Here is a 26,232-nt window from a genome sequence, read left to right as displayed (position 1 = left end):
CTGTGAACTGCTTCTTCTTAGAGCCACACTTAGATTTGTTAGCTTTGTAGCCTTCATAATAGTCGATGATAGTTCCACCATCGTCTAAATAATGATAGACATTATAGATGGTTTGAGCAGATCTTCTTAACTTTTTAGCGACTATGTAAGCTTTTTCGCCAATTTCGTAGTAGTTTTCTATCCAAGTCAGTTCTTTCGTGGTAAGATGTGTATAGGCCATTTTGTGTCTACTCCCTTATTTATGATTGGACTCATAAATAGTGTAGCACAAATGGTCCTATTTGTTTTTTTCTAGCTTAATTTTACAATTCAGGTTTTTAAAAATGGATTTGCCTTCTTTTTACTAACTTATTAAGTAGAAAGGAGGGAAGGGATGGATTGGTCACTTTTTGAAGGGCGTTGTTTAACGAAACATGAAATTGAAGTTTTACTACAGAAACATCAATTGAATGAAAGACTTGAAGATATATTAAGTAAGCTTGACCAGCGACCTGGAATTACAAAAGAAACACTGATTCAGTGCCAACGTTGTCACAATCAAATAAAGGAGGGGGAGGATCAACAGACAAGTTTTGGGCGCATCTCTTTTAACAATCAAAGGAATTATTATTGTTTAAATTGTATCCAACTAGGACGAATCAGTGAAGCAACGACTCTTTACAGTTACCCTTACCAAAAACGTCCTGAAACAAAAGAAAAACTGCTCACTTGGTCCGGGCAATTATCCAACGAACAACAACGAGCCTCAACGGATTTAGTGAACTCCCTAAGTGACTCTCGCCCTCATTTAATTCAAGCCGTGACAGGAGCGGGTAAGACGGAGATGATTTTTGAAGTGATTCACCAAGTCCTTCAAAAAGGCGGTCGGGTGGCAGTCGCGACACCACGAATGGATGTATGTAATGAGTTAGCGCCTAGATTACAAGAGGCTTTTAAATCCGTTCCTTTAATCTTACTGCACGGGCAAACAGAAGAAGTGTATCGCTATACGCCGTTAGTGGTCGCAACCACTCACCAACTATGGCGCTTTAAAGAAGCTTTTGACTTAATTATTGTCGATGAAGTGGATGGGTTTCCTTATGCAGGCGACCCCACCCTTCATGCCGGGGTGGAACACGCCAAAAAACAAGATGGAAAAGTCATCTACTTAACAGCAACTCCTGATGATTATTTAAACGAAGAAATAAAACACGAACGCCTCACCCATACAGTACTCCCGGCTCGGTACCATCGCTTTAGTTTACCCGAACCGAAGTGCTTTTGGGCAGGGAATTGGCGTGAGACGATTAAAAAGCGGCGTAGATGGAGTCCTTTGTACCGAAAAATGAATCAGTTTAAACAATTAACGGGCCCTAAACTATTGTTTATTGCCAATATTGCTTTAGCCGAAGAACTTTACCAATGGCTCAGCAAAGTGTGGCCCGAGTTGCGCATAGCCTGTGTTCACTCAAAAGACCTTAACCGTCAAGAAAAAGTCCAACAACTGCGTGACAGTGAATTAGACTTACTCATTACAACGACTATTTTAGAACGTGGGGTAACCTTTACTAATTGCCAAGTGTGCATTATTGGTGCCGAACACCCTTTATTTACCGAAGCGTCTTTAGTGCAAATGAGCGGTCGCGCAGGGAGAAGGCCTTACTTTCCTACTGGGGAAGTGTGGTTTTTACACTTTGGTTATTCAAAAGCTATGCGCCGTGCTTGCCGGCAAATTAAAGAAATGAATCAGTTAGCTAGAAAAGAGGGACTTATTGATGAGTGACTGTTGTTTGTTTTGCCAAGAAAGATTGCCCCGGGATTTAGAATGGCATCATTTATTCACGTTAGGTCCTATTCGCTTTCCCGTTTTATGTAAAGAGTGCCAAGCCTTATTTCAGCCCCTTGCAGCGAGTGAGTTAGTTTGTGATCATTGTTTAAGGCCTTTAGAAAAAGATGCATCTAACCCTTTTATACTGCCTTATCGACACAAAGAAGATGGCGTCGATTACTGTTATGATTGCTTTAAGTGGCGTGAACAATTACCCATTAATTATTTGCGTCATGATGTACTGTTAGAGTACAATGAAGCGGTAAGAGAATGGCTTTATACTTATAAATATCAAGGCGATGTTCGGCAAAGTAAAGTAGTGGCGGATCGTTTAGCCAAAGTTTACCGCCAGTATCAAGTTTACACGTGGACGGTACTACCCAGTTCGCCGAACCATTTAAAAGAACGCTTGTTTCACCCAACCGCTCTTTTATTAGAAGAAGCTAGTGTTCCTTATGGATTTTATTTTGACTATATAGGCGACGGTAAAAGACAAGCGGCAAAAACTAAAAAGCAGCGACTAGAACTTAAGCAACCTTTTGAATTAAGGAAAAACAGTTCTCTTCCGGAAAAGTTGCTTATTTTTGATGATTTATATACGACGGGGACAACAATGATGAAGGCGAAAGAATGTGTATTTAATCACGATCCGACCATTGATTTAATCAGTTTAAGCTTAGCTAGAGACAGTTTGCAAGAAACATTAAAATGAAAATGAAAGGGTTTTATTTTCAAAAACCATTAACTCGTGTTATAATAAAGTCACAGAAGAGGAAGAGATTTAGGTAAGTTTAACCAAAGCTAATCAAATCACTTCCACTATATTGGAAAAGAGGGATTTATATGTTTACGTATAACATTCGCGGGGAGAATATCGAAGTTACTCCAGCTATTAGAGAATATGCCGAAAAGAAAGTAAGCAAATTAGAGCGTTACTTTACAGATGTACCAAACGCTACTGCTTATATTAACTTAAAAGTATATTCTGATAAAACAGCTAAAGCAGAAGTAACCATTCCCTTATCATTCTTAGTACTTCGCGCCGAAGAAACAACTCAAGATCTATACGGAAGTATTGACTTAGTTGTTGATAAATTAGAGCGTCAAGTGCGCAAATACAAAACAAAAATTAACCGCAAATCAAGAGAACGCGGCTTAGAAGAAATTGCCTACTTAGATGCTGTTGCTGGCGGACAAGTAGAAGAAAAAGAAGAAGATGAACTAGAAATTGTTCGTTCAAAACAAGTCAGCTTAAAACCAATGGACAGTGAAGAAGCGGTATTACAAATGAACATGTTAGGACATGACTTCTTCATCTATACAGACGCACAAACAAATGAAACTTCGATTGTTTATCGCCGTAAAGACGGACGTTACGGTTTAATCGAAACAGGTAACTAATCATTAGTCCATTTAATTGAGTCAGCTTTAAAGCCCGAGGTGGTGGACTTGCCATCTCGGGTTCTTTTTATCGCATAAAATGAAAGCGCTATCATTTTAGAAGAAGTGCAGGTGATGTAAAATAATTAAATTTATTTTTTCAGAAAATATTTACACACTTTTCAAAGAAGTTTAAAATAAATAGGTCACTTAAATTGAAACGATAAGGAGAAAGACGATGAAAGCTTATTTACAACGAATCGGACGTTCGCTCATGTTGCCAGTGGCTGTCTTGCCGATCGCTGCCTTATGTATGGGGATTGGTTATTGGATTGACCCGGCAGGATGGGGTGGTAACAGTGTTCTAGCTGCTTTTCTTATTAAGGCCGGTGCTGCCATTTTAGATCACTTAGGTGTTTTATTTGCGGTAGGGTTAGCCCTTGGGATGTCTAAAGATAAAGACGGCTCAGCAGCGTTAAGTGGTCTAGTTGGATTTTTAGTGCCTAATACTTTACTCCAACCTGATTCTGTCGCGATGTTAACGCGAGTAGACGTGGAATCTGTCAACATTGCCTTTAGCGCCATTAATTTCAAAAACGTTTTTATTGGTATTTTAGCGGGGTTAGTAGCAGCGGCTGCTTATGACCGCTTCAGTAAAGTTCAACTGCCTCAAGCTTTTGCTTTCTTTAGCGGAAGACGATTAGCGCCAATTATGACGGCCTTTTTCATGATGATTTTATCTGCGTTATTATTATTTGCTTGGCCCGTCGTTTATACAAGCTTAACTAGCTTTGGTACAGCGATTTCAAGTATGGGAGCCCTCGGTGCGGGATTATACGGTTTCTTCAACCGTTTACTTATTCCAACAGGATTACACCACGCGTTAAACAACGTCTTTTGGTTCAACTTAGCCGGTATTGATGATATTGGTCGCTTCTGGGCAAGTGAAGGAGTTAAAGGGGTCACCGGTATGTATCAAGCTGGATTCTTCCCAGTGATGATGTTTGGTCTTCCAGCCGGAGCTTACGCTATGTACCGTAACGCACGTCCTGAAAACAAAAAGCAAGTCGGTTCTCTATTAATGGCGGCTGCTTTTGCTTCCTTCTTTACTGGAGTAACTGAACCGTTAGAGTTTTCATTTATGTTTGCGGCTTTCCCACTTTATGTGGTTCATGCATTATTAACCGGTATTTCGATGTTTGTGTCCGCAACCTTTGGTTGGACCGCTGGATTTAACTTTAGTGCCGGACTCATTGACTTTATTTTAAGTCTGCGTATTCCAATTGCTAACAAACCATTGATGTTATTAGTTCAAGGGCTTGTCTTTGCGGTCATTTACTATGTAATGTTCGATTTTGTTATTAAGAAATTTAATTTAATGACACCAGGACGTGACGAAGCCAGCGCAACTGCGACTGCAGTCACCGTTGGTGAATCAAATGTCAGCGACCAACGCGCATTATTAATTTATGAAGGTTTAGGTGGAGCAGCAAATATCGAAGACGTTCAAAACTGTACGACACGTTTACGCCTCACTGTTAAAGATGCTGATTTAATTGATGAAGCCAAAATTAAATCTTCTGGCGTACCCGGAGTGAATCCGATTGATAAACATAACTACCAAGTCATTGTCGGACCGGACGTTCAGTTTGTGGCTGATGCAGTAGAAGAGTTACTAAGACACGATTTAAATAAATAATGAATCAAACCATGCATGGGTCAAGCCATGTGTGGTTTTTTAGTTGTCTTGATTTAAATTAACAAAAACATTTAAATCTATATGGATTATGGTACAATAGTAAAGTGAATGTTTAAAACTATAAATAGCTAATCTATCTTAATATAAACATAATCAAGAATTCAAATAAAGGAGTAGTGATGATGGCTAACTTTTTAAAAAATATCTTTGAAAGTGATAAAGGCGAATTAAACCGTGCCGGCCGTCTAGCGGATGAAGTCATTAATTTAGAATCTACTTATCGTGCATTAACGGATGAGGAATTGCGCGCTAAGACAGATGAATTTAAACAACGATACCAAAATGGTGAAACTCTAGATGATTTAATGGTAGAAGCTTTTGCGGTGGTTCGTGAAGGGGCTTACCGTGTCTTAGGACTTTTACCTTATAAAGTACAAATTCAAGGAGCTTACGTATTACACCAAGGCGATATTGCTGAGATGAAAACAGGAGAAGGTAAGACGTTAACAGCGACCATGCCTGTTTACTTAAACGCCTTAACGGGCCGCGGTGTGCACGTTGTAACCGTTAACGACTACTTAGCGACTCGTGACTCCCAAGAGATGGGTGAATTATACCGTTTCTTAGGTATGTCTGTTGGGCTTAACTTAAACAGCCTTTCTCCGGCTCAAAAGCGTGAAGCTTACCTAGCTGATATTACATATAGTACAAACAACGAATTAGGGTTCGACTATTTACGTGATAACATGGTCGTTTACGAACATCAAATGGTTCAACGTCCATTGCATTATGCGGTAGTTGACGAGGTGGACTCTATTTTAATTGATGAAGCTAGAACGCCGCTTATTATTTCTGGACAAGCAGAAAAATCAACGGCTTTATATAACCGTGCGGACTACTTCGTTAAAGGGTTACGCGAAGATGAAGACTATACGATCGACATCTCAAGTAAAACCATCGCGTTAACTGATGAAGGAACGGATAAGGCTGAGCGTATTTTCCGTTTAGAAAACTTATATGACATCGAAAACGCTCAATTAGTCCACCACATTGAACAAGCTTTACGTGCGAACTACATTATGATTCGCGACATCGACTACGTAGTTGATGAAGGCGAAGTTAAAATCGTTGACGGCTTTACTGGACGTATCATGGAAGGGCGCCGTTATTCAGACGGACTACACCAAGCCATTGAAGCTAAAGAAGAAGTCGCGATTGAAGACGAGTCTAAAACTCTAGCAACGATTACTTTCCAAAACTACTTCCGTATGTATGAAAAGCTATCTGGAATGACCGGAACGGCTAAAACAGAAGAAGAAGAGTTTAGAGAAATTTACAACATGCGTGTTGTTCAAGTGCCAACAAACCGTCCTGTTCAACGAATTGACAGCCCGGATTTACTTTACCCTAACTTACGTTCTAAATTCCATGCCGTAGCACAAGAAATTAAAGAACGTCACGCGAAAGGGCAACCCGTTCTAGTAGGTACCGTTGCGGTAGAAACGTCTGAATACTTATCAAGACTATTAACTCAAGGAGGTATCCCTCACGAAGTACTCAACGCTAAGAACCACTTTAAAGAAGCAGAAATCGTTATTAGTGCAGGTCAACGCGGTGCGGTAACGATCGCAACCAACATGGCCGGTCGTGGTACGGACATCAAATTAGGTGCGGGAGTACCTGAATTAGGGGGTCTATGCGTTATCGGAACTGAGCGTCACGAATCACGTCGTATTGATAACCAATTACGTGGACGTTCAGGTCGTCAAGGAGACCCAGGCTTTTCTCAATTCTACTTATCTCTAGAAGATGATTTGATGCGCCGCTTTGGTTCTGACCGTATTCGTCAAGTGTGGGAACGCTTGAATATGGAAGATGAAGAGCTAGAAGATATGGCGATTCAAAGTCGCATGTTGAGCCGTCAAGTAGAATCTGCTCAACGCCGTGTTGAAGGAAACAACTACGACACTCGTAAGAGTGTTTTAGAGTATGACGAAGTGATGCGCGAACAACGTGAAGTAATCTACGGTCAACGTTTAGAAGTCATTCAAACGGAAGAACCTCTAACACCATACATCAAAAATATGATCGATCGTACAATTGAACGTCAAGTAGATACCGCTACAGAAGGCGACAAAGATCACTGGAATTTAGAAGGATTATTGGAGTTTGCTCATAACGCATTAGTTCACCCTGATACGATGAGCTTAGCAGACCTTCAAGGCAAAAATATTAAAGAACTCAAAAACTATTTAAAAATGACAGCTCACCGTCTCTTTGATGAAAAGACAGAGACGTTAACTGAACATCAATTAGCAGAGTTCCAAAAGGTGATCATTTTACGTGTAGTAGACTCTAAATGGACAGATCACATTGATACAATGGATCATTTACGTCAAGGAATTGGGTTAAGAGCTTATGCACAAACAAACCCATTAACAGAGTACCAAACAGAAGGATACGAACGTTTCCAAGAAATGATTGCTGAAATCGAATATGACGTAACTCGCTTCGTCATGAAAGCTCATATTCACCAAAATGTTGAGCGTGAGCAAGTCAATAAAGCTTAATTTTTAAGACCCATAAGCCTGTTAAGATCTTGCTTATGGGTCTTTTGACCGAAAAAACTAAAGGAGTGACTCAAATGGAACTGCATGAAATTAAACATTTTTTAGAAGATACCCGTCAAAAAGTCGACAGCTTTAGGGGGTCTCTTTGACTTAGATCGCTTAGAAGCAGATATTGCTGATTTCGAACAACAAATGGCAGAACCGACCTTTTGGGATGATAACCAAAAAGCGCAAACAATTATCACTCAATTAAATCACGCTAAAGCGGAATATCAAACCTTTATGGAAATTGATGAAGGACTGTCAGATGCGGAAATGGCTTTAGAACTTTACGAAGAAACTGATGACGAAGAGATGTTACTAGAAATCCAATCATCCATCCCTGAGTTGAAAAAACAAATTGAAGACTATGAAATTCAAATGCTTCTATCAGGAGAACACGATACGAATGATGCGGTGTTAGAACTGCACCCCGGTGCAGGTGGAACTGAGTCTCAAGATTGGGGAAGTATTTTACTGCGTATGTATCAACGTTGGGCAGATGATCACGGCTATTCAGTTGAAATGATCGATTACCAACCCGGTGATGAAGCGGGAATTAAGAGTGTCACGATGACGGTAAAAGGTCATAACGCCTATGGCTATTTAAAGTCAGAAAAAGGAGTCCATCGCCTCGTGCGCATTTCTCCTTTTGATTCCAATGCCCGTCGTCATACGTCTTTTTGTTCCATTGAAGTTACTCCTATTTTAGATGATACGATTGAAATAGAAATTTCTCCGGATGATTTACGCATTGATACGTACCGAGCCAGTGGAGCGGGAGGACAACACGTCAACAAAACCGACTCCGCTGTTCGTATTACTCACTTACCGACCGGGATCACGGTTCAAAGCCAGTCCCAAAGGTCCCAACTTCAAAACCGCGAAACAGCGATGAAGTTACTTCAAGGTCGTTTGTACCAATTAGAAGAAGAAAAGAAACAACAAGAATTGGCAGCCATTAAAGGCTCTCAAAGTGATATTGCTTGGGGTTCGCAAATTCGTTCCTATGTTTTCCACCCTTATTCAATGGTCAAAGATCACCGGACAAACTATGAAGTGGGAAATGCTCAAGCCGTTGTTGATGGTGAGTTAGACAGCTTTATCGATGCTTACTTAAAATGGGCGATGGGACATGAAGAAGATACGCCAACCAGTTAAAGAAAGGGTGTGAAAAAATGATTCAATTAACCAATGTAACGAAAATATATCCTAATAATGTCGTCGCTTTAAAAAATATCGACTTACGCATTGAACAAGGCGAATTCGTCTATGTCGTTGGCCCCAGTGGATCGGGTAAGTCCACACTAATGAAGTTACTATATCGCCAAGAAAAAGCGACCCATGGGACTGTTCAAGTCGACCGTTTCTTTTTAGATCAAATGAAAGACCGTCAAGTCCCTAAATTAAGACGCCACTTAGGGGTTATTTTCCAAGACTTTAAACTGCTACCGAGATTAACTGTTTATGAAAATGTCGCCTACGCTTTAGAAGTTACGGGAGCCAGTAAGCGACGCATTAAAGAACGGGTACTGACGGTTTTAGATCAAGTTGGCTTAAAACATAAAATTCACCAATACCCCGATGAGCTCTCAGGAGGAGAACAACAGCGAGTGGCGATTGCCCGAGCGATTGCTAATGAGCCGGCGATTATTATTGCCGATGAGCCAACCGGGAACTTAGACCCACAAATTGCTCAAGAAATTCTTCATTTACTAGAAGAAATTAACCAACAAGGAACCGCGGTTATTATGGGAACCCATAACGATGTGTTGGTGAATGAATATCGCCACCGTGTCATTAGTTTAGAAGACGGCTTCCTTGTCCGCGACGAATATAAGGGGGTGTATGAGTCGTGAGAATCATTCGTAACTTTTTTAGACATATCCGAGACGGATTTCGCCAATTGTTTCGTAACGGTTGGATGACTTTAGCCTCTGTTTTAACGATGAGCATGACTCTTTTTATGGTAGGTGGATTATTTTTAATGATCCAAAACGTAGAAAAAATTGCTCAAGATATTGAACAAGATATTCAAATTAGAGCTCACTTAGACATGGCGTCAACTAAAGAAGACGCTAAGCGATTGGAAGAAGAAATTAAAAATTATCCTCAAGTCGTTGAGGTTGAATTTCGCTCGAAAGAACAAGAGTTAGAAGACTTAGTTGCGAACGTTGAAGAGTTTGATTTATTCCAAGGAGATAATAACCCGCTTTACGATGTGCTCGTTGTAAAAGTGGCTTCAACAGACGACTTAGATGCAGTCGCTTCAAAAATCGACGAAAGTCCTTATATTGTTCAAGTTAACTACGGTGGAGCACAAGCTGAGCAATTAATCGAACGGATCGCTCTCTTTCGTTATGTATTAGCCTTTGTTTGCGCCGTGTTAGTGATTTTAGCTGTCTTACTTGTTTCCAATACCATTCGCTTAACGATTTTTGCCCGCCAGCAAGAAATCGAAATTATGCGCTTAGTTGGGGCAGATAATCGCTTTATTAAAGCGCCCTTTGGTTATGAAGGAGCCTTTATTGGTATGATTGGAGCAGGAGTGGCGACGTTACTTTTATACGGGGTTTATCAAAGTATTAGTCAAGCAGCGCCTCAATTATTTGGTATTCACAATTTACGCCTTTACCCTATCTTTCCAACCATTTGGATTGTAGGAGGCAGTCTTTTGCTATTAGGGATGGTTTTAGGCTCTATTGGAGCCCGCCGTTCCATGGGACGTTTTTTAAGAATATAATAAGAATAGCATTTTCCGCTTTAGGAAAATGCTATTTATTTTACTCTTTTTTAAATATTAAAATGAAAAGTAATTTGTTACGATTAGGTTAACACACGGTAAGTGTGGAATAAATTTAAAAGGAGAAAAGCCATGTCTCACCAAATGAAGGAAACGGCGATGAAGTACGTGTTTATGCTCAGCGCATCCATGTCGATTCTCGCGATTATCCTTATTTTCTATTTCATGTTTTCTCAAGGAGCCCCTTTTATCTTTGAGGAAGGATTTGGTAATTTTCTACTAGGAACCAGTTGGCGTCCTACAGCTAGCCATCCTCAGTACGGAATTTTACCCATGATTATAGGTTCTTTAACCATTACGGCTGGTGCAGTAATGATTGGAGTTCCTTTAGGTGTTTTGACAGCGATTTGTTTGTCTCATTTTATGTCGGACCGGGTCTACCGGTGGTTCAAACCAGCGATTAACTTAATGGCCGCCATTCCGTCGATTGTTTATGGGTTTTTCGCATTACAACTGATTGTTCCTATTTCGCGAAGTCTTTTTGGCGGATCAGGAATGAATATTATAACAGCGTCTATTTTATTAGGGATTATGATTTTACCAACGGTGATTGGTTTATCAGAAGCGGCGTTACGAGCGGTTCCTAAATATTATTATGAAGGAAGTATCGGCTTAGGAGCGACCCATGAAGCGTCGATTATGAAAGTCGTAGTTCCGGGCGCAAAGTCGGGTATTTTATCTGCGGTTATTTTAGGAATTGGCCGCGCGATTGGCGAAACGATGGCGGTTATTTTAGTCGCCGGAAACCAACCACGTATTCCAAGTGGCTTACATCAAGGAGTGCGAACGTTAACAACAAACATTGTGCTTGAAATGGCTTATGCAACCGGTCGACATCGGGAAGCTTTAATAGCGACAGCGGTTGTCTTGTTTGTATTTATTTTGATTATTAACATGATCTTCATGTTCGTCAAACGTAAAGGAGAACGAAGCTAATGAAGAAACAATCGATTAATTGGATGAAAGGACTCATTTGGGCTTCAGCTATTTTTACGGTGAGTTTACTTATTTTAATTGTCGGGTTCATTTTTATTAATGGTTTAGGTGCGCTAAAGCCGTCCATTTTTGCTTGGCATTATACAACAGAAAATGTCTCCATGATGCCAGCAATTATTACAACTCTTGAACTTGTCTTAGGTTCATTGTTAATAGCAACACCCATTGGGGTGTTTACTGGATTTTACTTAGTGGAATACGCTAATCGCGATAGTTGGTTTATTCCGCTAATCCGACTCGCAACCGACACACTTGCTGCAATTCCGTCGATTGTTTACGGGTTGTTTGGGATGATTTTGTTTGTTGTGCGGTTGAATATGCAATATTCTCTTTTAGCGGGAATTTTGACCATTGCGATTATGATTTTGCCGATGATTATTTCTTCAACAGAAGAAGGGCTATTGTCTGTGAATAATAATTTGCGTATGGGAAGTTTAGCCTTAGGTGCGGGGAAATTAAGAACGATTTTTACCGTCGTATTACCTGTGGCGATGCCAGGGATTGTCTCTGGGATTATTTTATCGATCGGACGAATTGTCGGCGAGACGGCTGCTTTAATGTTTACGTTAGGAACCGCAACAGGGATCGCAAAGAACTTAATGTCCAGTTCTAGAACCTTAGCGTTACATATGTACGTCTTATCCTCTGAAGGATTACACGTTCAAGAAGCCTACGCTACAGGAGCGGTGTTAATTGTTATTGTGGTGATTATTAACGCATTATCTACTAAGTTAAGTCAGTACTTAAGTCGAGGAGGACAATAAATGACAGACAAAACAAAAATTCATGTAAAAAATTTAGATTTTTACTATGGCGATTTTCAAGCGCTCAAAAATATTAATATGGATATTCAAGAAGGCGAAGTGACTGCTTTTATCGGTCCTTCTGGTTGCGGTAAATCAACCTTTCTCAAAACATTAAACCGTATGCAAGACTTAGTTCCCGGAACTCGCGTGGATGGCCTTGTTGAATTAGACGGCAAAGATATTTACTCATCTAATTATGACGTTAACTTACTCCGTAAACGTGTCGGAATGGTGTTCCAGCAACCGAACCCTTTTCCTAAATCCATTTATGATAACGTCGCCTACGGGCCACGAACCCATGGAATTAAAGATTCTAAAGAACTGGACCGAATCGTTGAAGAAAGTCTAAAAGGAGCTGCCGTCTGGAATGACGTCAAAGATAAGCTCCACCAAAATGCGACCTCTTTATCCGGTGGACAACAACAACGTGTATGTATTGCCCGGGCCATTGCGAATGCACCGGAGGTGTTATTAATGGATGAACCGACTTCGGCTTTAGATCCGATTTCAACAAATAAGATCGAAGACTTAATTTATGATTTAAAAGATAAATATACTGTCGTTATCGTCACCCACAACATGCAACAAGCCGCTCGTATTTCAGATAAGACCGCCTTTTTCTTAAGTGGGGATTTAATTGAATTTGACCAAACAGAAACCATCTTTAGTATTCCAAAAGATGAACGTACTAACGATTATATTTCCGGACGTTTTGGATAAAAGGAGTTTACAATGAGAAAAACTTACGTACAAGAATTAAATCAATTACACGATAATTTAATTTTACTTACCAAAAAGGTCAATGCCTCGATTTTAAAATCCGTTGACGCCTTCATTAAAGAAGATAGAGAGTTGGCTCACGAATTATTTAGCGATGATTTACGTATTAACGCCTTAGCTGCCGAAATGGAAAAAGATACTTACCGTATTATTGCCTTACAACAACCTGTGGCCAGTGATTTGCGCATGATTTTTACCGTTATTCACGCAAGTACTGACTTAGAGCGAATGGGGGACCACGCTGTATCAATTGCTAAAGCGACCCTTCGTCGTACAGAAGATACGAGTGAATCAAAAACAGTCACTAAACTATTAAAAGACATGGCTGATTTAGTGACCCAAATGTCGGCGGATGTTTTAAAAGCTTATATGGCAAAAGATGCGAGTATGGCCAAACAAATCGCAAGCCGGGATGAACAAGTGGATGCTTTATTAAAAGAAGTTTACCGCGAAGCGCGCATTCGTATGAGCCAAAAGACCGGGGAAGAAGTGGTCGAAATGGGGCTAGGTTACATTGGCGTTGCTAATAACTTAGAACGAATTGGTGACTACATTACTAATATTTGTGAGCGAATCGTCTTTTTAAACACAGGCGAAATTGTGGAATTAAACTAACTATCAGAAAGTAGGAGTGCAATGAAGCGAACGTTTAGTCGTCAAGCAGTGAAGTTACTGCTCCTTATTTTAGCCATTGTCTTAAGTGGATGTGTTGTGGATAAAGAAGCGATCAACGTCGTCTCAAGAGAAGCGGGTTCGGGAACACGCGACGCTTTTGTTGAAGAAGTTCATGTCGTCGACGACCAAGGTGATGACATGACGACCGTCGAAGCTGACGTTCAAAATAGTACGAATGGGGTCATGCAATATGTAGCTGGGAACCCAAGAGGGATTGGATATATTTCTTTTGGCTCTCTTAATGACACCGTCAAGCCCATTGCTATTGATGGAGTCCCTATTACAGAAGAAACGATTAAAAGCGGTGACTATTCCGTGGCCCGTTCTTTTAATATTGTGTGGAAACATGATGGATTGAGTGATTTAGCCAATGACTTTGTTGGATTTATTTACTCGCCAGAAGGAAAAGAGATTATTGAAGGATTGAACTATATTTCCATCGGCAAAGAACGACAACCCGACTTACCACCAACAAGTCGTACAACCCCTAAAGGACAACTAACCATTGTTGGTTCAACGTCAGTGACTCCCGTGATGGAAAAGTTAGCTGAACGGTACGAACAAAATAATCCTGGGGTTAAGATTAATATTACGTCCAATGGGTCCAGTGCAGGAGTCTCAGCTGCCACTGAAGGAACAGCCGATATCGGAATGGTTTCTCGCGCGTTAAACGATGAAGAACAAGAACAATTGCTAGCTGTTCCCATCGCTTTAGATGGGATTGCAATCGTCATTCATCCGTCGAACCCTCATGCTAATTTAACCTTTAATGAAGTCAGTGATATTTTTAAAGGAAAGATTACCCATTGGGACCAATTACCAACGCGGTAAAGACCCATCGATTGGAGTCTTAAGGCAAAGTTTGCTAAAATAAATAAAAATAATGCCTTTAATTTAGATGGGAGAACAATCATGCAGTCAAATGGGTTTGTTAGAGAATTAATTGAATATGTTGTGACTTTTTTAGTAGTGTTAGTCATTATGTTAGGAGTGCGTCATTTTATTGTCGCCCCATTTCAAGTGGACGGACGCTCAATGGATTATACCTTAGCGGATCAGGAACGTTTATTTATGTGGCGTAGAGGGTCGCTAGATCATTTTGATGTCATCACTTTTCATCCGCCCCATAAAGAAGACACACTATATGTTAAACGAATTATCGGTTTGCCAGGAGATACCATTGAATATAAAAACGACACTCTTTATTTAAATGGTCAAGCGGTCGACGAACCTTACTTAGACCAAAAGAAATCTGAAACCGACGGGAACTTCACCCAAGACTTTACGTTAGAAGAAGTGACCGGAGAAACGGTCGTTCCTGAAGGTATGATGTTTGTTTTAGGGGATAATCGTCGCAATTCAGTAGATAGCCGTAGCTTTGGCTTTGTCTCTCAAGATGCGTTTGAAGGTCGAGCATTCTTTAAGTTTTGGCCATTAAGCCATATGGGCAAACTAACCAATTACGGACTAAATGAAGCAGGTCAACTAGTCGTTGAATAATAAGAAGCGCGCTCTTTTTAATAAAGAGGGCGTTTTTTTGCTATACTGAAGAAAAGGAGGATGGTTATGAAAGCAGTTGTTTTTGATATGGATGGAGTCATTATTGATTCAGAGTATAGTTATTTCGAAGCGACAAGGCGCGTATTAAAAGAAGAAGGCGTTGAAAAGTTCGAAATGGAAGACTTTATCGATAGTATCGGCAAAACGGATCATGCTGCTTGGAGCTTGTTAGTCGAAAAATATCACTTACAAACTCCGATGCAAGAAATGATTGACCGAATGAAAGAGTATCAAAAAGAAGTGGTGAAACGTGACGGTTTCTTACCCATCGATGGAGTAAAAGACTATATTCGTAGCTTAAGTGAGCAAGGGTTTAAACTAGCCGTTGCTTCATCAAGTCCGAAGGATACGATTGAACGAGTAACCCGTGCTTTAGATATCCAGCAGTATTTTGATGCGCTAGTGAGTGGTGAGGAAGTGGAAGAATCTAAACCGGCTCCAGATGTCTACTTAGAAGCGGCTCGTCAATTAGAAGTGGAACCTAAAGAGTGTATCGCGATTGAAGATGCCTATAACGGACTTTTGGCTGCAAAAGCGGCTGGAATGTATGCGGTCGCTTTTGAAAGTGGTAAATACCCCGGCATTGACTTATCACCCGGCGATGAAGTCATTCAATCGATGACTGAAGCTCCTCATTTCAAATAATTAAAAAAGCGGCCTCTAAAGGTCGCTTTTTTGTTAAAAGAATAAATGAATGCAAATTAAACTGACAATAAGAGAAGCCGTCTGAGCGAATCCGCCGACTAAGAAAGGTTTTACTCCTGTTTGACGCACTTCCTTTAAATCAATGCCCATACCCACGCCGGCTACTCCAAAAGTGATCCCTAATTTATTAAAGAGTTTTGCCCCATTAACAAAAAAGGAAGGTAAGGGAAGGACCGTCGCAATAATACTTGCTGCCGCAAACCATAAAATAAAAGGAGGCACTAAACGAATGACTTTTTTAAGAGTCCACGTCCCTTCGTGAGTGTCCTTATTAAATTGAATACTGAGTAAAATTGTAGCGGGAACGAGTAATAAAGTTCGAACGACTTTAACAATCGCCGCAAAGCTATTCGCTTCGACGCTATAGGCTAACGCCGCGGCTAAAACTGACGGTGTACTATTCACCGCGCTCCCGGCAAGTAAGCCAAATTGTAAATCAGTTAAATGAAATAAATGACCAATGAGCGGAAATAATAAAACTGCGACAATATCATAAAGAAAAATAGTCCCAATGGCTAAACTCATATAAGTTTGCCTTGCTTTAATAATAGGGGTCGTTGCGGTAATCGCAGCTCCGCCACAAAAAGCGGTCCCCATCGCAATTAAAGTATATAAATCCTTGTCTAGCGTTAATTTCTTTCCGACCCATAGAGCTGTTCCTAGAGAAGCAACAATCGTAAATAAGGTAACTTTTAATGATTGGGCGCCTACGCCAACTAACACATCAAAAGATAACGTAAAACCTAAAGCAATAATTGCTAATTTTAAAACTTGTCCTGATTGCTTTGACACACTGTCAAAGTCGACCCATGATTGGGGATTAAAAAACCGAAGAGTCATGCCAAAAAATAAAGCAAAAACTGCACCACCCACTAAGGGAAATAGCGTTCCTAAGTAATAAGCCAATAAACTCACTAGAGTCCACAAACCAAATCGTTTGAAAAAAGTGTCCATCACAAACCTCCTTCATCATAGTTTATCACACAATAACGTCTGATAGACGCAAAAAAACCCCCACACGTACTTTGGCCGGTCGTGTGGGGGTTTGGTGTTTCGCTATGATTAGAAACATTTGATCTATGCTTAAAGCATACAGTGAAAATACTTTTAAGTCAAACACTTTTTGTGCACACGTCTAATATCGCATAGGTGATAAAAACCCCGTTAGCTGTCCAGAGTTAACGGGGTTTGTGCTTATGTCGCGATTCATAGTCTTATCGCACTTTTATTGTCTCACGCTTGTACTTTAAAGTCAACAAGGGTGAAAAAGTCGGTTCTAGAGAAGTCAATCACAATCTTATCTTCCACGAATTGAATTTTACGAACAAGTAGTGTACAATAGTTAAGACTAGATTAGTAAATAAAGAAACGGTTACAGGAAGAAAAGGTTGACTGAGAACTTTTCACCCACTCCTTTATTGAACCTACTAGCACCTATAAGGGGTCACTTCCTTATCAGTGATTTAAGTAGGTTGACACATCGTCAGCAATAAAGGTGGTACCGCGTAGAACGTTCTTCGTCCTTTACATTAGGATAAGAGCGTTTTTTTCTTTACCAAATTTTAGGAGGCTTATAATGATTACACGACAAGAAGATTTTTCAAAGTGGTATTTAGACACTATTCAACAAGCAGATTTAATGGATTATTCACCAGTTCGCGGAAGTATGATCTTTAAACCAGATGGATACGAAATGTGGGAACATATTCAAACAGCGTTTGACAAACGTTTCAAAGAAGAAGGTGTACGTAATGCGTACTTCCCAATGTTAATTCCAGAACATTTCTTCGCAAAAGAAGCAGACCACATTGAAGGGTTCAGCCCGGAATTACCTTTCGTAACAGAAGCAGGTGGGGAAAAGTTAGAAGAGAAATTAGCGCTACGTCCAACTTCTGAAACGATGATTGGAGATGCGTATAGCCGTTGGATTCAATCTTACCGCGATTTACCACTGATGTTAAACCAATGGGCAAACGTATTCCGTTGGGAAAAACGTACCTTACCATTTTTAAGAACTTCTGAATTCTTATGGCAAGAAGGACACACTGCTCACGCAGATGCTGAAGAAGCAAAAGAACGTACCATGCGCATGTTAGAGATTTATAAAGAAGTCGTGGAAGACGTATTAGCGGTGCCTGTTTTTTCTGGTGAAAAGACACCTTCAGAGCGTTTTGCTGGAGCAGAAAACACTTACTCTATTGAAGCAATGGTTCAAGATGGACGCGCAATTCAAGCTGGAACGTCACACTTTATGGGAACACGTTTTGCGGAAGCATTTGATATTACTTACTTAAACCAAGATAACGAGCACGTCTATGCTTATACGACTTCTTGGGGAGTATCAACCCGCTTAATCGGAACGCTCATTATGATGCACGGAGATGACCAAGGGCTTATCATTCCACCAGCTGTAGCGCCACGTCAAGTAGTATTAATGCCAGTCGGACCATGGAAAAAGAATCCAGAAATTTTAGAAAAGTTAAAAGAATTACAACATCAACTTCATGAAGCAGGTATTCGTACTGTTTTAGATGATAGTGACCAGTCTCCAGGATTTAAATTTAATGAATGGGAAATGCGCGGTGTACCATTACGTATTGAGTTTGGACCTCGCGATTTAGAAAATGGTACTGTTGTTCTAAAAGCTCGTGACGTAGAGGGTAAACACTTCGTTGAAATCGACCAATTAGTCTCAGCTGTTGAAGAAGAGCTAAATGCTATGCAAGCTCGTCTATTTGAACGTGCGAAAAAGATGAACGAACAACATGTGTACACAAATATCGACACATTAGATGAATTAAAAGAACATATTGAAGAAAAACGAGCAGCCGGCGAACGTGCAGGTTGGGTTCTAGCAGGTTGGGATGGAACAGAAGAAAGTGAAGCGAAAATTCAAGAAGAAACAGGCTTTACAACTCGTCATATTCCATTTGAAGGAATGGTTGAGCCGAAAGAAAAATGTATCGTTACTGGAAAACCAGCTAAATACACTGTTTGGATTGCTCGCGCTTACTAATGAATGACAGAAAGAAGGATCAACATGACCCGTCTATTTAAAAAAGGCTACGGCCAGCGTCCTTATAGCTACTTAAACTTTGAAACCGCTCAAGAAATGAATGAGCGTTTAGGAATTGATACGGCTCTTCGCTTATCACTCAACGAAAATGCTTATACACCTTCTCCTCATACGAAAGATGTGTTAGCTAATCTAGAGCTAAGCGATTTAACAGCTTATCCTTCTAGTCCAAATAAAGCGTTACGCAAAGCCTTAGCCAAACATTATCAAGTACCCGAAGAGGCGTTTGTTATTACAAATGGCTTAGAAGAAATGATCTTAATGTTTACTGAAAGCTTAATTGATACCGGGGATGAAGTGATCGTTCATTTTCCGACTTTCCCTGAGTATAAAGTATATGCAGAACAATTAGGAGCTGTTGTTCGCGAAGTGGATAACTTCCATCCGGGTGAAAAGATGAATTGGCAAGGCTTACTAGAAGCAATCAATGATCAAACCAAACTGATTTATATTTGTAACCCAAACAACCCAACGGGAGAATGGGTGACCCGCCAAGAAATCGAGTCGTTTCTTAAGCAAGTTCCTTCCCACGTCACTGTGGTGGTAGACGAAGCTTATATGGAGTTTGCGGAAAATAACGAAGAGATAACAGCGATTCCGTTAATGGAGCAGTTTTCTAACTTAAGCGTTTGGCGGACATTTTCTAAAGCTTATGGTTTAGCTTTTGCTCGTATTGGGTATGGCTTATTTAGCCCTGAGTATGCTGAAGGACTATCACGGGTTCGTCCAGCCTTTAGTGTAAATGGTATAAGTGAATTAGTTGCTTTAGCCGCTTTAGAAGATCAAGATCACTTACAAAAAATTAGCGCTAAAAATGCGTCGGAGCGTCGTAAATGGTTAGATCTATTAGAAGAATTAAATTTAACTCATTTTGATTCGGCGACGAACTTTGTGATGTTTGAATATGACAAGGCAGAAGAACTCGTTAATTATTTAGCAAATAAAGGCTATCAAGTGAATACACATACTTATCCAACATGGATCCGCTTAACTCTTCCTAAAGAAGAAGCAGGAGAGACAGTTAGACAAATGGTTCGTGATTTTGTCACACAATAAGAAAAGAAGAATTTGGGGTAGCCACTAGGTTACGCCAAATTCTTTCATGTAAAGGAGGATTTCTTTGAAACAAGTCATTGTAGATACATCCACGACGGCATTATCAATCGCACTCATTGAAGACAAAGCGATTCAATTAGCTACAACGATTCAAGGACCTAAAAAGCACGGGGAAGCCTTAGTAGATGTCGTTCATCAAAGTTTAAGTCAAGTCAATTGGACGCCGCAACTCATTGATGAACTGATTGTTGGAGTGGGCCCGGGGTCTTATACAGGATTACGCATTGGGGTCACTTTTGCTAAGGCGTGGTCTGTGATGAAAAAAATGCCTTTAAAATCAGTGTCATCTCTTAGTTTAATCGCCGCCAATGGGATCTCTTTACATCAAGATCATACGCTAATTATTCCTATAATGGATGCCAGAAGACAAACGGCTTATACAGGTGCTTATACATACGAAGCAGGTCAGTTAAAGAGTGTGATTTCAGATTGCCATACGGCTTGGGACCATTGGTTAGAAGCATTGAAAACTAACATAGAACTGTTAAAGCTTGAACGGTTAATTTTAGTAGGAGAAAAGATCGACGAGTTTATTCAATTGACTCAAGAAGCTTTCCCTCATCTAACTATGGATGTCATTGAAGGTTGGTCTAGTTTACCCCATGCAGAGAATGTCTTATTGGTAGAACAACAAATCGTTCAAGAGCCTACGTTACTAGCACCAAATTATGCTTTAGAAACATTGGCTGAAAGACAATGGGCTAAAGAACAAGCGGTTAATTTAAGTGAGGTTGAACATGACGCATTGGTCGAACGTTTTCCGGATACTTTGGAGTAAATATTACGAAACAAAGAACCAACCTCTTTCTTTAATGCAACAAAATTTACAAAAAATTGACCTAACGCCTTCTTCGTTAAAGGCGATGTATCACATTCGAGCAGCAAATTATGGTGACTTGTTGACCTTTGTCGATTTACAACAAGCGGGCTATCAAGGCTATGTTGCTTGGCAAACTCGGGACTTCGTTAAAGATTGGGCGACGAATCCCGGTTTATGGTATTTAGTGCTAACCGAGCGCAAAACAGACCAAGTCATTGGACTTTGTACAGGGCGAGTAAACCATTCTAAAGGTCATTTAAGTCAACTCATTATCCATCCCCATTACCAACAACAAGGATTAGGTAAAATTTTATTTAACATTTGGCTTGAAGGGGCTCAAAAAATGGACGCTCAGACCATTACGTTGGAAACCCGTAAGTCGGACCCATTGGTACAGCAGTTTTATGAGCAGTTTGGTTTCCAAAGAATTGCGCTTCGTAAAAATTATTACCCTGATTTAAACGATGACGCGTATATTATGCAATGGCAGAAAGGATCGAGTCGATGAAGACCCTTCAATTGAATGTAGTGCCGTTTAAAGGCACAGAAATTCCTGATGTTTTTCAAGAAGAAATGATTCGTATTAATGAACAAACCTTTAATTGGTCGAAAAAGCAAACCACCAGTGATTTTGAACAAGATCATAGTGAGTATTACTTACTCTTACACCAAATGACGTTACTCGGTTTTGTCAGTTTGCATACGGTATTAGATGAAGCGTCGATCAACCAAGTCTACATTGATTCAGAATTTAGGCAACAAGGTTTAGGAAGTGAATTAGTTTCTTTTGTTTTAGACCAATTAGCCGCTCGTGGATTTAAGCATTTATTTTTAGAAGTTCGTTCAAAAAATACAGCAGCTCGCCAACTATATAATAAACTGAACTTTCAAGAGTTAACGATTCGACCAAACTACTACCAAAATCCAGCAGATGACGCAGTTATTATGCAACGAATATTAACAAAAGGAGGGGATCAATCGTGGGAGATGTTTTAATATTAGCCATTGAATCCAGTTGTGATGAGACAAGTGTGGCAATTGTTCGTAACGGACGGGACTTATTATCTAATATTGTCGCTTCGCAAATTAAAAGTCATATGCGCTTTGGAGGGGTGGTTCCGGAAGTGGCGAGTCGCCACCACGTAGAACAGATCACTCAAGTGGTGGATTATGCGCTAGATGAAGCGAATGTGACGATGGATGAGATTGATGCGGTGGCTGTCACAAAAGGGCCAGGGCTTGTAGGAGCTTTACTAGTGGGTATTACAGCTGCTAAAACTATCGCAATGATTTACGGACTACCATTAATCGGTGTAAACCATTTAGCAGGACACATTTATGCTAGCCAATTAGTAGACGAGTTACAGTTTCCTTTAATGTCTTTAATTGCTAGTGGTGGACATACAGAATTAGTCTATATGCCTCGAGACGGGGAATTTGAAGTCATCGGCGAAACTCAAGACGATGCGGTGGGAGAAGCCTATGATAAAGTAGGCCGGTTAATGGATTTACCTTACCCGGCTGGAAAATATTTAGATGAACTGGCCCATCAAGGTCAAGCTACTTATGATCTTCCTCGGGCGATGATCCATGAAGATAATTTAGACTTTAGCTTTAGTGGAATGAAAAGTGCCGTCATGAACTTAGTTCATAATGCCAATCAGCGCGGAGAAACCATTGATATGACCAATTTAGCGACAAGCTTTCAAGAAGCAGTGGTGGAAATACTCGTTAATAAAACGGACCGTGCACTAACAGAATATTCTGTCAAAGAATTTGTCTTAGCCGGTGGGGTCGCCGCTAACTCTGCATTACGCCGAGAATTAAAACATATGATTGAAACTAAGCACCCAGAAGTTAAAATTTCCATTCCTCCTTTATCCCTTTGTGGCGATAATGCCGCCATGATTGGAGCAGCCGCTTATACTCAATATTTAAACCAAGACTTTGCGAATTTAACTTTAAATGCGACACCAGGCTTAATGTTGTAACTAAAAAAGCATCCCACTGAATAATCGGTGAGATGCTTTTTAATTTAGGTGATCGTTGGGTGTTCTTCTTTAAAGGATTCAGTTTCTAAAGTTAACGCTTCCCACTTAGTCATGAGTTCCATCACTTCTTCTTCCATTTGTGTCGCTTCGTTATGCAAACGAGTTAATCGTTCTGAATCATTCTCCATGGAAGCGTCACTCATTGCTTGGTGAAGATGTTGAATTTGTTCTTCAATTTCATCAATTTGGTGTAACGTTTCTTCACTTTCTTTTTCTAAGCGACGTAATTGACTTCGTAATCGCCGTGATTCTTCATAAGAATAGTTCGCTTCTTGAGCAACAGGGGCAACTTCTTCTTCAGTAGGTTCTGTTAAAGCTTCGATCGCATCTAATTCTTCTTTTTTGGCTAAGTAATAATCATAATCGCCTAAGTAAAGTCTGGATCCTGTTGGAGTGATTTCTAAAACTTGCGTTGCGATTCGGTTAATAAAGTAACGGTCGTGGGAGACAAAAAGCAACGTTCCGTCAAAATCAATTAATGCTTCTTCTAAGACTTCTTTACTATCAATATCCAAGTGGTTCGTCGGCTCGTCTAAAAGGAGGGTGTTGTCGTGGTCCGTAGCTAAAAGAGCTAAGGCTAGACGTGCTTTTTCCCCACCACTTAACATGCCGACAGTTTTTTCTACATCTTCTTGGCGGAATAAAAAGCTACCTAAAATACTGCGAATATGTTTCTCGTCTGTCGTGTCGTGAGCTTGCCATAAAGTTTCCAAAACAGACAGTTTAGGATCTAAGTGGTTGACGTTTTGATCGTAGTAGCCGATGGATACGCCAGTTCCCATAATGACTTCTCCACTTAAGGGTTTAATTTCATTTAAAATAGTCCGCAATAGTGTCGTCTTGCCGACTCCGTTAGCGCCAACAATCGCAATGGCTTGTTGCCTTCTTAAATCAAAGTCAATATCTTTAGCAATCGGTGGTAGGTCTCGGTCATACCCGATGGCTAAATCGACGGCTTCAATAACTCGGTCTCCGCTGGAGGAATTTGCACTAAATTGAATGCGCGGAGCTTGAGGATCGTTTTGAGGACGTTTGATGCGATCCATTCGTTCCAATTTCTTCCGGCGACTTTGAGCCATTCCCGTTGTCGAAGCTCTTGCGATATTGCGCTGAATATAGTCTTCTAATTTAGCAATTTCTTGTTGTTGTCTTGTAAAAGCAGCCCATTCTTGTTCTAGGCGCAAGGCTTTTTCTTTAATGTAAAAGCTATAGCTCCCTTTATAAATGTGACTCGTTTCGTTACGCAGTTCGACGACTTGTTTAGCGACCCGGTCTAAAAAGTACCGGTCGTGGGAGACAATTAAAAGAGCGCCTTGATAACTGACTAAATAATCTTCTAGCCAACGTAACATATCCATATCTAAATGGTTCGTCGGCTCGTCCAAAATGAGTAAATCATGACGCATTAAAAGAAGTTGCGCTAACGCAAGCCGGGTCTTTTGACCGCCAGATAAAGAACGCACCGGCGTGTCGTAATCTTCTTCATAAAAGCGAAAACCGTGCAGCACTTTTTTTACTTCAGATTCAATACTGTAGGCATTTAATTGGTGCAACTGTTCATTTAAATGATCATAGGAAGCTAAAGCTTCTTGGTACGCTTGGGACTCTGTATCTACAGATAGATCGGCAACTCGCTCTGCAGCAATACCAGCTTGGTCGCGTAACTTAAGGGTGTCTTGAAAAGTTGACATCATTTCATCCCAAATCGACAAAGCTGAGTCATTGACAACGTGTTGTTCTAAATAACCGATGTTGACGTCTTTAGCTTTAGTAATTTCTCCTTCGTTAATTGGTTCTTGGTTCATAATTTGTTGAATTAAAGTGGACTTTCCTGTTCCGTTTCGTCCAACCAGAGCGATGCGGTCATTATCTTGAATGGTAAAGGACACATCCTTAAATAACGTGACATCGCCAAAACGTCGCGTGACGTTGTTGACTTGTAAAAGTATCATAATGGCCTCCAAAATTTCGAATTCGTACTCCCATTATAGCACCTCGTTATTCGTTCACAAAATGAGTTTTCATTAAAAATGGTCCAATGATGGATTTGTTTGATAGATTGTGAAAAAATAAGTCCTTTTGTCTGTTATTGCACAAATAGAATGATATAATAACAGTAAGGATATTACACAGAAAGAAGGAATCAGGATGCAAAAAATTCCAAAAGCAACGGCACACCGTCTGCCGATCTATCAACGTTATTTACAAATACTTCACGACGCCGGGACAACTCGCGTTTCATCAACAGAACTAAGCCGTGCGGTTAAAGTTGACAGTGCAACCATTCGTCGTGACTTTTCTTACTTTGGTGCTTTAGGTAAGCGGGGTTACGGTTATGACGTTAAATACTTACTAGAGTTCTTCGGACGCGTCTTACAACAAGATCGTTTAACGAATATTGCTTTAGTCGGTGTCGGCAATTTAGGAAACGCTTTATTAAACTATAACTTTAGAAAAAGCAACAACGTTCGTATTAGTGCGGCCTTTGATGTGGATGAGAATTTAATTGGTACGATTCACTCCGGAGTCCCTGTTTACTCAATGGATGAATTGGAACAACAAATTAAAGATCAAGCGATTGAAATTGTTATTTTAACCGTCCCTCAATCTGCAGCCGATGATGTAGCAAACCGTTTAATTCAATCGGGAGTTAAAGGAATTATGAACTTTACACCGTTACGTTTTGACGTACCAAAAGACATCCGCATTCAAAACGTCGACTTAACAAACGAACTACAAACTCTTATTTATTTCATCGACAGTCAAAAATCCTTTGACGTCAACGAAGATTAATTAACAAGTAAAAGACCAGCGCAAGCGGTCTTTTTCTTTTTGGGGAGAATTAATATAAAAAAAGCTTCCCTCACAACGATCGTAGAATGGTGATGGAAGCTTTGTTTAAAATATTGATGTGTTCCTCATAGGTTTCAAATGGCTTTGACACGTGTATCACCTCATAAAAAAAGGCCCTGCCACGTATGGCGAGGGCTTGATCCTACATAATATTATATAGTAAAGATGATAATATGCAAGACCTTTACAATTTGAATTTACCCTTTTTACGTTAAGAAATTCTAGATTAGACGAATAAAGGAAAATAAGTTCAATCAACGTTTAGTTTTACTCATTTTTTTAAAAGTAAACATACAAATAGAACGCCCTGTGAGCGCGTTTTAAAGATTATTCAATTACTTCATTCATAATAAGGACAATTGGTTGGAGCGGCGTTCTATTTTGTGGAAATATTTAATACCTACGGTGTCAAATGAGAGAATTCTCGAGACACCTCGTATAAATCGATAAAGGTAAAACTTTATTTTCTTTAGATTATTTGATGGTCGTGCCCGTG

The 26,232-nt window shown here is 40.1% G+C and carries 23 protein-coding genes and 2 pseudogenes; 22 read left to right on the top strand and 3 right to left on the bottom strand.

The window, feature by feature from the left end; all coding sequences use genetic code 11:
• Window positions 1-220 (bottom strand): annotated as a pseudogene (locus BLR79_RS04655) (IS30 family transposase); the annotation flags it as partial.
• A 153-nt stretch (window positions 221-373) separates the two neighbouring features.
• Between BLR79_RS04655 and BLR79_RS04650 the strand changes: the two are divergent.
• The 15 genes and pseudogenes from BLR79_RS04650 to BLR79_RS04580 all read left to right on the top strand — a co-directional run bounded on the left by BLR79_RS04650 (window position 374) and on the right by BLR79_RS04580 (window position 15,760).
• Window positions 374-1,762, top strand: coding sequence for an ATP-dependent helicase ComFA (locus tag BLR79_RS04650; protein WP_092085342.1), 1,389 nt, complete (start codon window positions 374-376; stop codon window positions 1,760-1,762).
• Entirely contained in the window at window positions 1,755-2,519 is a 765-nt protein-coding gene (locus BLR79_RS04645; protein ID WP_092085340.1) for a ComF family protein, read from the top strand. The genes BLR79_RS04650 and BLR79_RS04645 overlap by 8 nt, the downstream gene beginning before the upstream one ends.
• Before the next feature lie 131 nt (window positions 2,520-2,650).
• Window positions 2,651-3,208 (top strand): ribosome hibernation-promoting factor, HPF/YfiA family, encoded by a 558-nt coding sequence (hpf, locus tag BLR79_RS04640; protein WP_092085338.1) that lies wholly within the window; start codon window positions 2,651-2,653, stop codon window positions 3,206-3,208.
• A gap of 217 nt (window positions 3,209-3,425) precedes the next feature.
• Window positions 3,426-4,862: pseudogene (nagE, locus tag BLR79_RS04635) on the top strand (N-acetylglucosamine-specific PTS transporter subunit IIBC); the annotation flags it as partial.
• A gap of 206 nt (window positions 4,863-5,068) precedes the next feature.
• Entirely contained in the window at window positions 5,069-7,456 is a 2,388-nt protein-coding gene (gene secA, locus BLR79_RS04630) for a preprotein translocase subunit SecA (RefSeq protein WP_092085334.1), read from the top strand.
• Window positions 7,457-7,530: 74 nt separating this feature from the next.
• A protein-coding gene (gene prfB, locus BLR79_RS04625) for a peptide chain release factor 2 (protein ID WP_102227965.1) occupies window positions 7,531-8,656 on the top strand; the annotation gives its coding sequence in 2 pieces (ribosomal slippage) (window positions 7,531-7,602 and window positions 7,604-8,656; 1,125 coding nt in all).
• A 17-nt stretch (window positions 8,657-8,673) separates the two neighbouring features.
• Complete coding sequence (ftsE, locus tag BLR79_RS04620) at window positions 8,674-9,354, top strand: cell division ATP-binding protein FtsE (protein ID WP_092085330.1); 681 nt, start codon at window positions 8,674-8,676, stop codon at window positions 9,352-9,354.
• Window positions 9,351-10,238 carry a permease-like cell division protein FtsX gene (gene ftsX, locus BLR79_RS04615; protein ID WP_234970814.1) on the top strand — a complete coding sequence of 296 codons (888 nt, stop codon included), beginning with the start codon at window positions 9,351-9,353 and terminating at the stop codon, window positions 10,236-10,238. The genes ftsE and ftsX overlap by 4 nt, the downstream gene beginning before the upstream one ends.
• Window positions 10,239-10,370: 132 nt before the next feature.
• The gene (gene pstC / locus BLR79_RS04610) at window positions 10,371-11,234 is read left to right on the top strand and encodes a phosphate ABC transporter permease subunit PstC (RefSeq protein ID WP_092085328.1); all 864 of its coding nucleotides are present in this window, start codon (window positions 10,371-10,373) and stop codon (window positions 11,232-11,234) included.
• A 23-nt stretch (window positions 11,235-11,257) separates the two neighbouring features.
• Window positions 11,258-12,058 (top strand): phosphate ABC transporter permease PstA, encoded by an 801-nt coding sequence (pstA, locus tag BLR79_RS04605; protein WP_092085344.1) that lies wholly within the window; start codon window positions 11,258-11,260, stop codon window positions 12,056-12,058.
• Window positions 12,059-12,820: a phosphate ABC transporter ATP-binding protein PstB gene (gene pstB, locus BLR79_RS04600; protein WP_092085326.1), complete on the top strand. Its 762-nt coding sequence runs from the start codon at window positions 12,059-12,061 to the stop codon at window positions 12,818-12,820.
• A gap of 12 nt (window positions 12,821-12,832) precedes the next feature.
• Window positions 12,833-13,495 (top strand): phosphate signaling complex protein PhoU, encoded by a 663-nt coding sequence (gene phoU / locus BLR79_RS04595; protein WP_092085324.1) that lies wholly within the window; start codon window positions 12,833-12,835, stop codon window positions 13,493-13,495.
• A gap of 21 nt (window positions 13,496-13,516) precedes the next feature.
• Entirely contained in the window at window positions 13,517-14,386 is an 870-nt protein-coding gene (locus tag BLR79_RS04590) for a substrate-binding domain-containing protein (RefSeq protein ID WP_092085322.1), read from the top strand.
• A gap of 81 nt (window positions 14,387-14,467) precedes the next feature.
• On the top strand, window positions 14,468-15,055 hold the full coding sequence (gene lepB, locus BLR79_RS04585) for a signal peptidase I (protein WP_180955509.1): 588 nt from the start codon (window positions 14,468-14,470) through the stop codon (window positions 15,053-15,055).
• A 66-nt stretch (window positions 15,056-15,121) separates the two neighbouring features.
• Window positions 15,122-15,760 (top strand): HAD family hydrolase, encoded by a 639-nt coding sequence (locus BLR79_RS04580; protein WP_159427597.1) that lies wholly within the window; start codon window positions 15,122-15,124, stop codon window positions 15,758-15,760.
• A gap of 33 nt (window positions 15,761-15,793) precedes the next feature.
• Here BLR79_RS04580 and BLR79_RS04575 read toward each other — a convergent pair whose 3' ends face one another.
• Window positions 15,794-16,774 carry a YeiH family protein gene (locus tag BLR79_RS04575; protein WP_092085316.1) on the bottom strand — a complete coding sequence of 327 codons (981 nt, stop codon included), beginning with the start codon at window positions 16,772-16,774 and terminating at the stop codon, window positions 15,794-15,796.
• Window positions 16,775-17,396: 622 nt separating this feature from the next.
• Here BLR79_RS04575 and proS point away from each other — a divergent pair.
• The 6 genes from proS (at window position 17,397) to tsaD (ending at window position 22,823) form a co-directional block, all read left to right on the top strand.
• Complete coding sequence (gene proS, locus BLR79_RS04570; RefSeq protein ID WP_092085314.1) at window positions 17,397-18,836, top strand: proline--tRNA ligase; 1,440 nt, start codon at window positions 17,397-17,399, stop codon at window positions 18,834-18,836.
• Between the two features lie 24 nt (window positions 18,837-18,860).
• A complete protein-coding gene (locus BLR79_RS04565; RefSeq protein WP_159427596.1) occupies window positions 18,861-19,952 on the top strand; it encodes a pyridoxal phosphate-dependent aminotransferase in 1,092 nt (363 codons plus the stop codon).
• Window positions 19,953-20,016: 64 nt separating this feature from the next.
• Window positions 20,017-20,790 carry a tRNA (adenosine(37)-N6)-threonylcarbamoyltransferase complex dimerization subunit type 1 TsaB gene (gene tsaB, locus BLR79_RS04560; RefSeq protein ID WP_159427595.1) on the top strand — a complete coding sequence of 258 codons (774 nt, stop codon included), beginning with the start codon at window positions 20,017-20,019 and terminating at the stop codon, window positions 20,788-20,790.
• Window positions 20,791-20,824: 34 nt separating this feature from the next.
• Window positions 20,825-21,340, top strand: coding sequence for a ribosomal protein S18-alanine N-acetyltransferase (gene rimI / locus BLR79_RS04555; RefSeq protein WP_159427594.1), 516 nt, complete (start codon window positions 20,825-20,827; stop codon window positions 21,338-21,340).
• Window positions 21,316-21,828 carry a ribosomal protein S18-alanine N-acetyltransferase gene (rimI, locus tag BLR79_RS04550; protein ID WP_092085305.1) on the top strand — a complete coding sequence of 171 codons (513 nt, stop codon included), beginning with the start codon at window positions 21,316-21,318 and terminating at the stop codon, window positions 21,826-21,828. Before rimI (BLR79_RS04555) ends, rimI (BLR79_RS04550) begins: the two co-directional genes overlap by 25 nt.
• Window positions 21,813-22,823 carry a tRNA (adenosine(37)-N6)-threonylcarbamoyltransferase complex transferase subunit TsaD gene (gene tsaD / locus BLR79_RS04545; RefSeq protein WP_200778862.1) on the top strand — a complete coding sequence of 337 codons (1,011 nt, stop codon included), beginning with the start codon at window positions 21,813-21,815 and terminating at the stop codon, window positions 22,821-22,823. The genes rimI (BLR79_RS04550) and tsaD overlap by 16 nt, the downstream gene beginning before the upstream one ends.
• A gap of 44 nt (window positions 22,824-22,867) precedes the next feature.
• Here the strand turns inward: tsaD and BLR79_RS04540 are convergent, their stop codons facing one another.
• Entirely contained in the window at window positions 22,868-24,835 is a 1,968-nt protein-coding gene (locus BLR79_RS04540) for an ABC-F family ATP-binding cassette domain-containing protein (RefSeq protein ID WP_092085301.1), read from the bottom strand.
• Between the two features lie 190 nt (window positions 24,836-25,025).
• On the opposite strand from BLR79_RS04540, the gene BLR79_RS04535 reads away from it, so the two are divergent.
• On the top strand, window positions 25,026-25,676 hold the full coding sequence (locus BLR79_RS04535) for a redox-sensing transcriptional repressor Rex (protein WP_092085299.1): 651 nt from the start codon (window positions 25,026-25,028) through the stop codon (window positions 25,674-25,676).
• Window positions 25,677-26,232 lie beyond the last annotated feature (556 nt).

Origin of the sequence: Dolosicoccus paucivorans (assembly GCF_900100125.1) — a bacterium.
In the GTDB taxonomy this organism is placed as follows: Bacteria; Bacillota; Bacilli; order Lactobacillales; family Aerococcaceae; genus Dolosicoccus; species Dolosicoccus paucivorans.
This window is presented reverse-complemented; position numbering and strand designations above follow the sequence as displayed.

Excerpts from the sequence above, each read along its gene's own strand:
- BLR79_RS04650 (WP_092085342.1), top strand. The coding sequence starts at position 374 with ATGGATTGGTCACTTTTTGAAGGGCGTTGTTTAACGAAACATGAAATT.
- BLR79_RS04645 (WP_092085340.1), top strand. The coding sequence starts at position 1,755 with ATGAGTGACTGTTGTTTGTTTTGCCAAGAAAGATTGCCCCGGGATTTA.
- hpf (WP_092085338.1), top strand. The coding sequence starts at position 2,651 with ATGTTTACGTATAACATTCGCGGGGAGAATATCGAAGTTACTCCAGCT.
- secA (WP_092085334.1), top strand. The coding sequence starts at position 5,069 with ATGGCTAACTTTTTAAAAAATATCTTTGAAAGTGATAAAGGCGAATTA.
- ftsE (WP_092085330.1), top strand. The coding sequence starts at position 8,674 with ATGATTCAATTAACCAATGTAACGAAAATATATCCTAATAATGTCGTC.
- pstC (WP_092085328.1), top strand. The coding sequence starts at position 10,371 with ATGTCTCACCAAATGAAGGAAACGGCGATGAAGTACGTGTTTATGCTC.
- pstA (WP_092085344.1), top strand. The coding sequence starts at position 11,258 with ATGAAAGGACTCATTTGGGCTTCAGCTATTTTTACGGTGAGTTTACTT.
- pstB (WP_092085326.1), top strand. The coding sequence starts at position 12,059 with ATGACAGACAAAACAAAAATTCATGTAAAAAATTTAGATTTTTACTAT.
- phoU (WP_092085324.1), top strand. The coding sequence starts at position 12,833 with ATGAGAAAAACTTACGTACAAGAATTAAATCAATTACACGATAATTTA.
- BLR79_RS04590 (WP_092085322.1), top strand. The coding sequence starts at position 13,517 with ATGAAGCGAACGTTTAGTCGTCAAGCAGTGAAGTTACTGCTCCTTATT.
- lepB (WP_180955509.1), top strand. The coding sequence starts at position 14,468 with ATGCAGTCAAATGGGTTTGTTAGAGAATTAATTGAATATGTTGTGACT.
- BLR79_RS04580 (WP_159427597.1), top strand. The coding sequence starts at position 15,122 with ATGAAAGCAGTTGTTTTTGATATGGATGGAGTCATTATTGATTCAGAG.
- BLR79_RS04575 (WP_092085316.1), bottom strand. The coding sequence starts at position 16,774 with ATGGACACTTTTTTCAAACGATTTGGTTTGTGGACTCTAGTGAGTTTA.
- proS (WP_092085314.1), top strand. The coding sequence starts at position 17,397 with ATGATTACACGACAAGAAGATTTTTCAAAGTGGTATTTAGACACTATT.
- BLR79_RS04565 (WP_159427596.1), top strand. The coding sequence starts at position 18,861 with ATGACCCGTCTATTTAAAAAAGGCTACGGCCAGCGTCCTTATAGCTAC.
- rimI (WP_159427594.1), top strand. The coding sequence starts at position 20,825 with ATGCAACAAAATTTACAAAAAATTGACCTAACGCCTTCTTCGTTAAAG.
- rimI (WP_092085305.1), top strand. The coding sequence starts at position 21,316 with ATGGCAGAAAGGATCGAGTCGATGAAGACCCTTCAATTGAATGTAGTG.
- BLR79_RS04540 (WP_092085301.1), bottom strand. The coding sequence starts at position 24,835 with ATGATACTTTTACAAGTCAACAACGTCACGCGACGTTTTGGCGATGTC.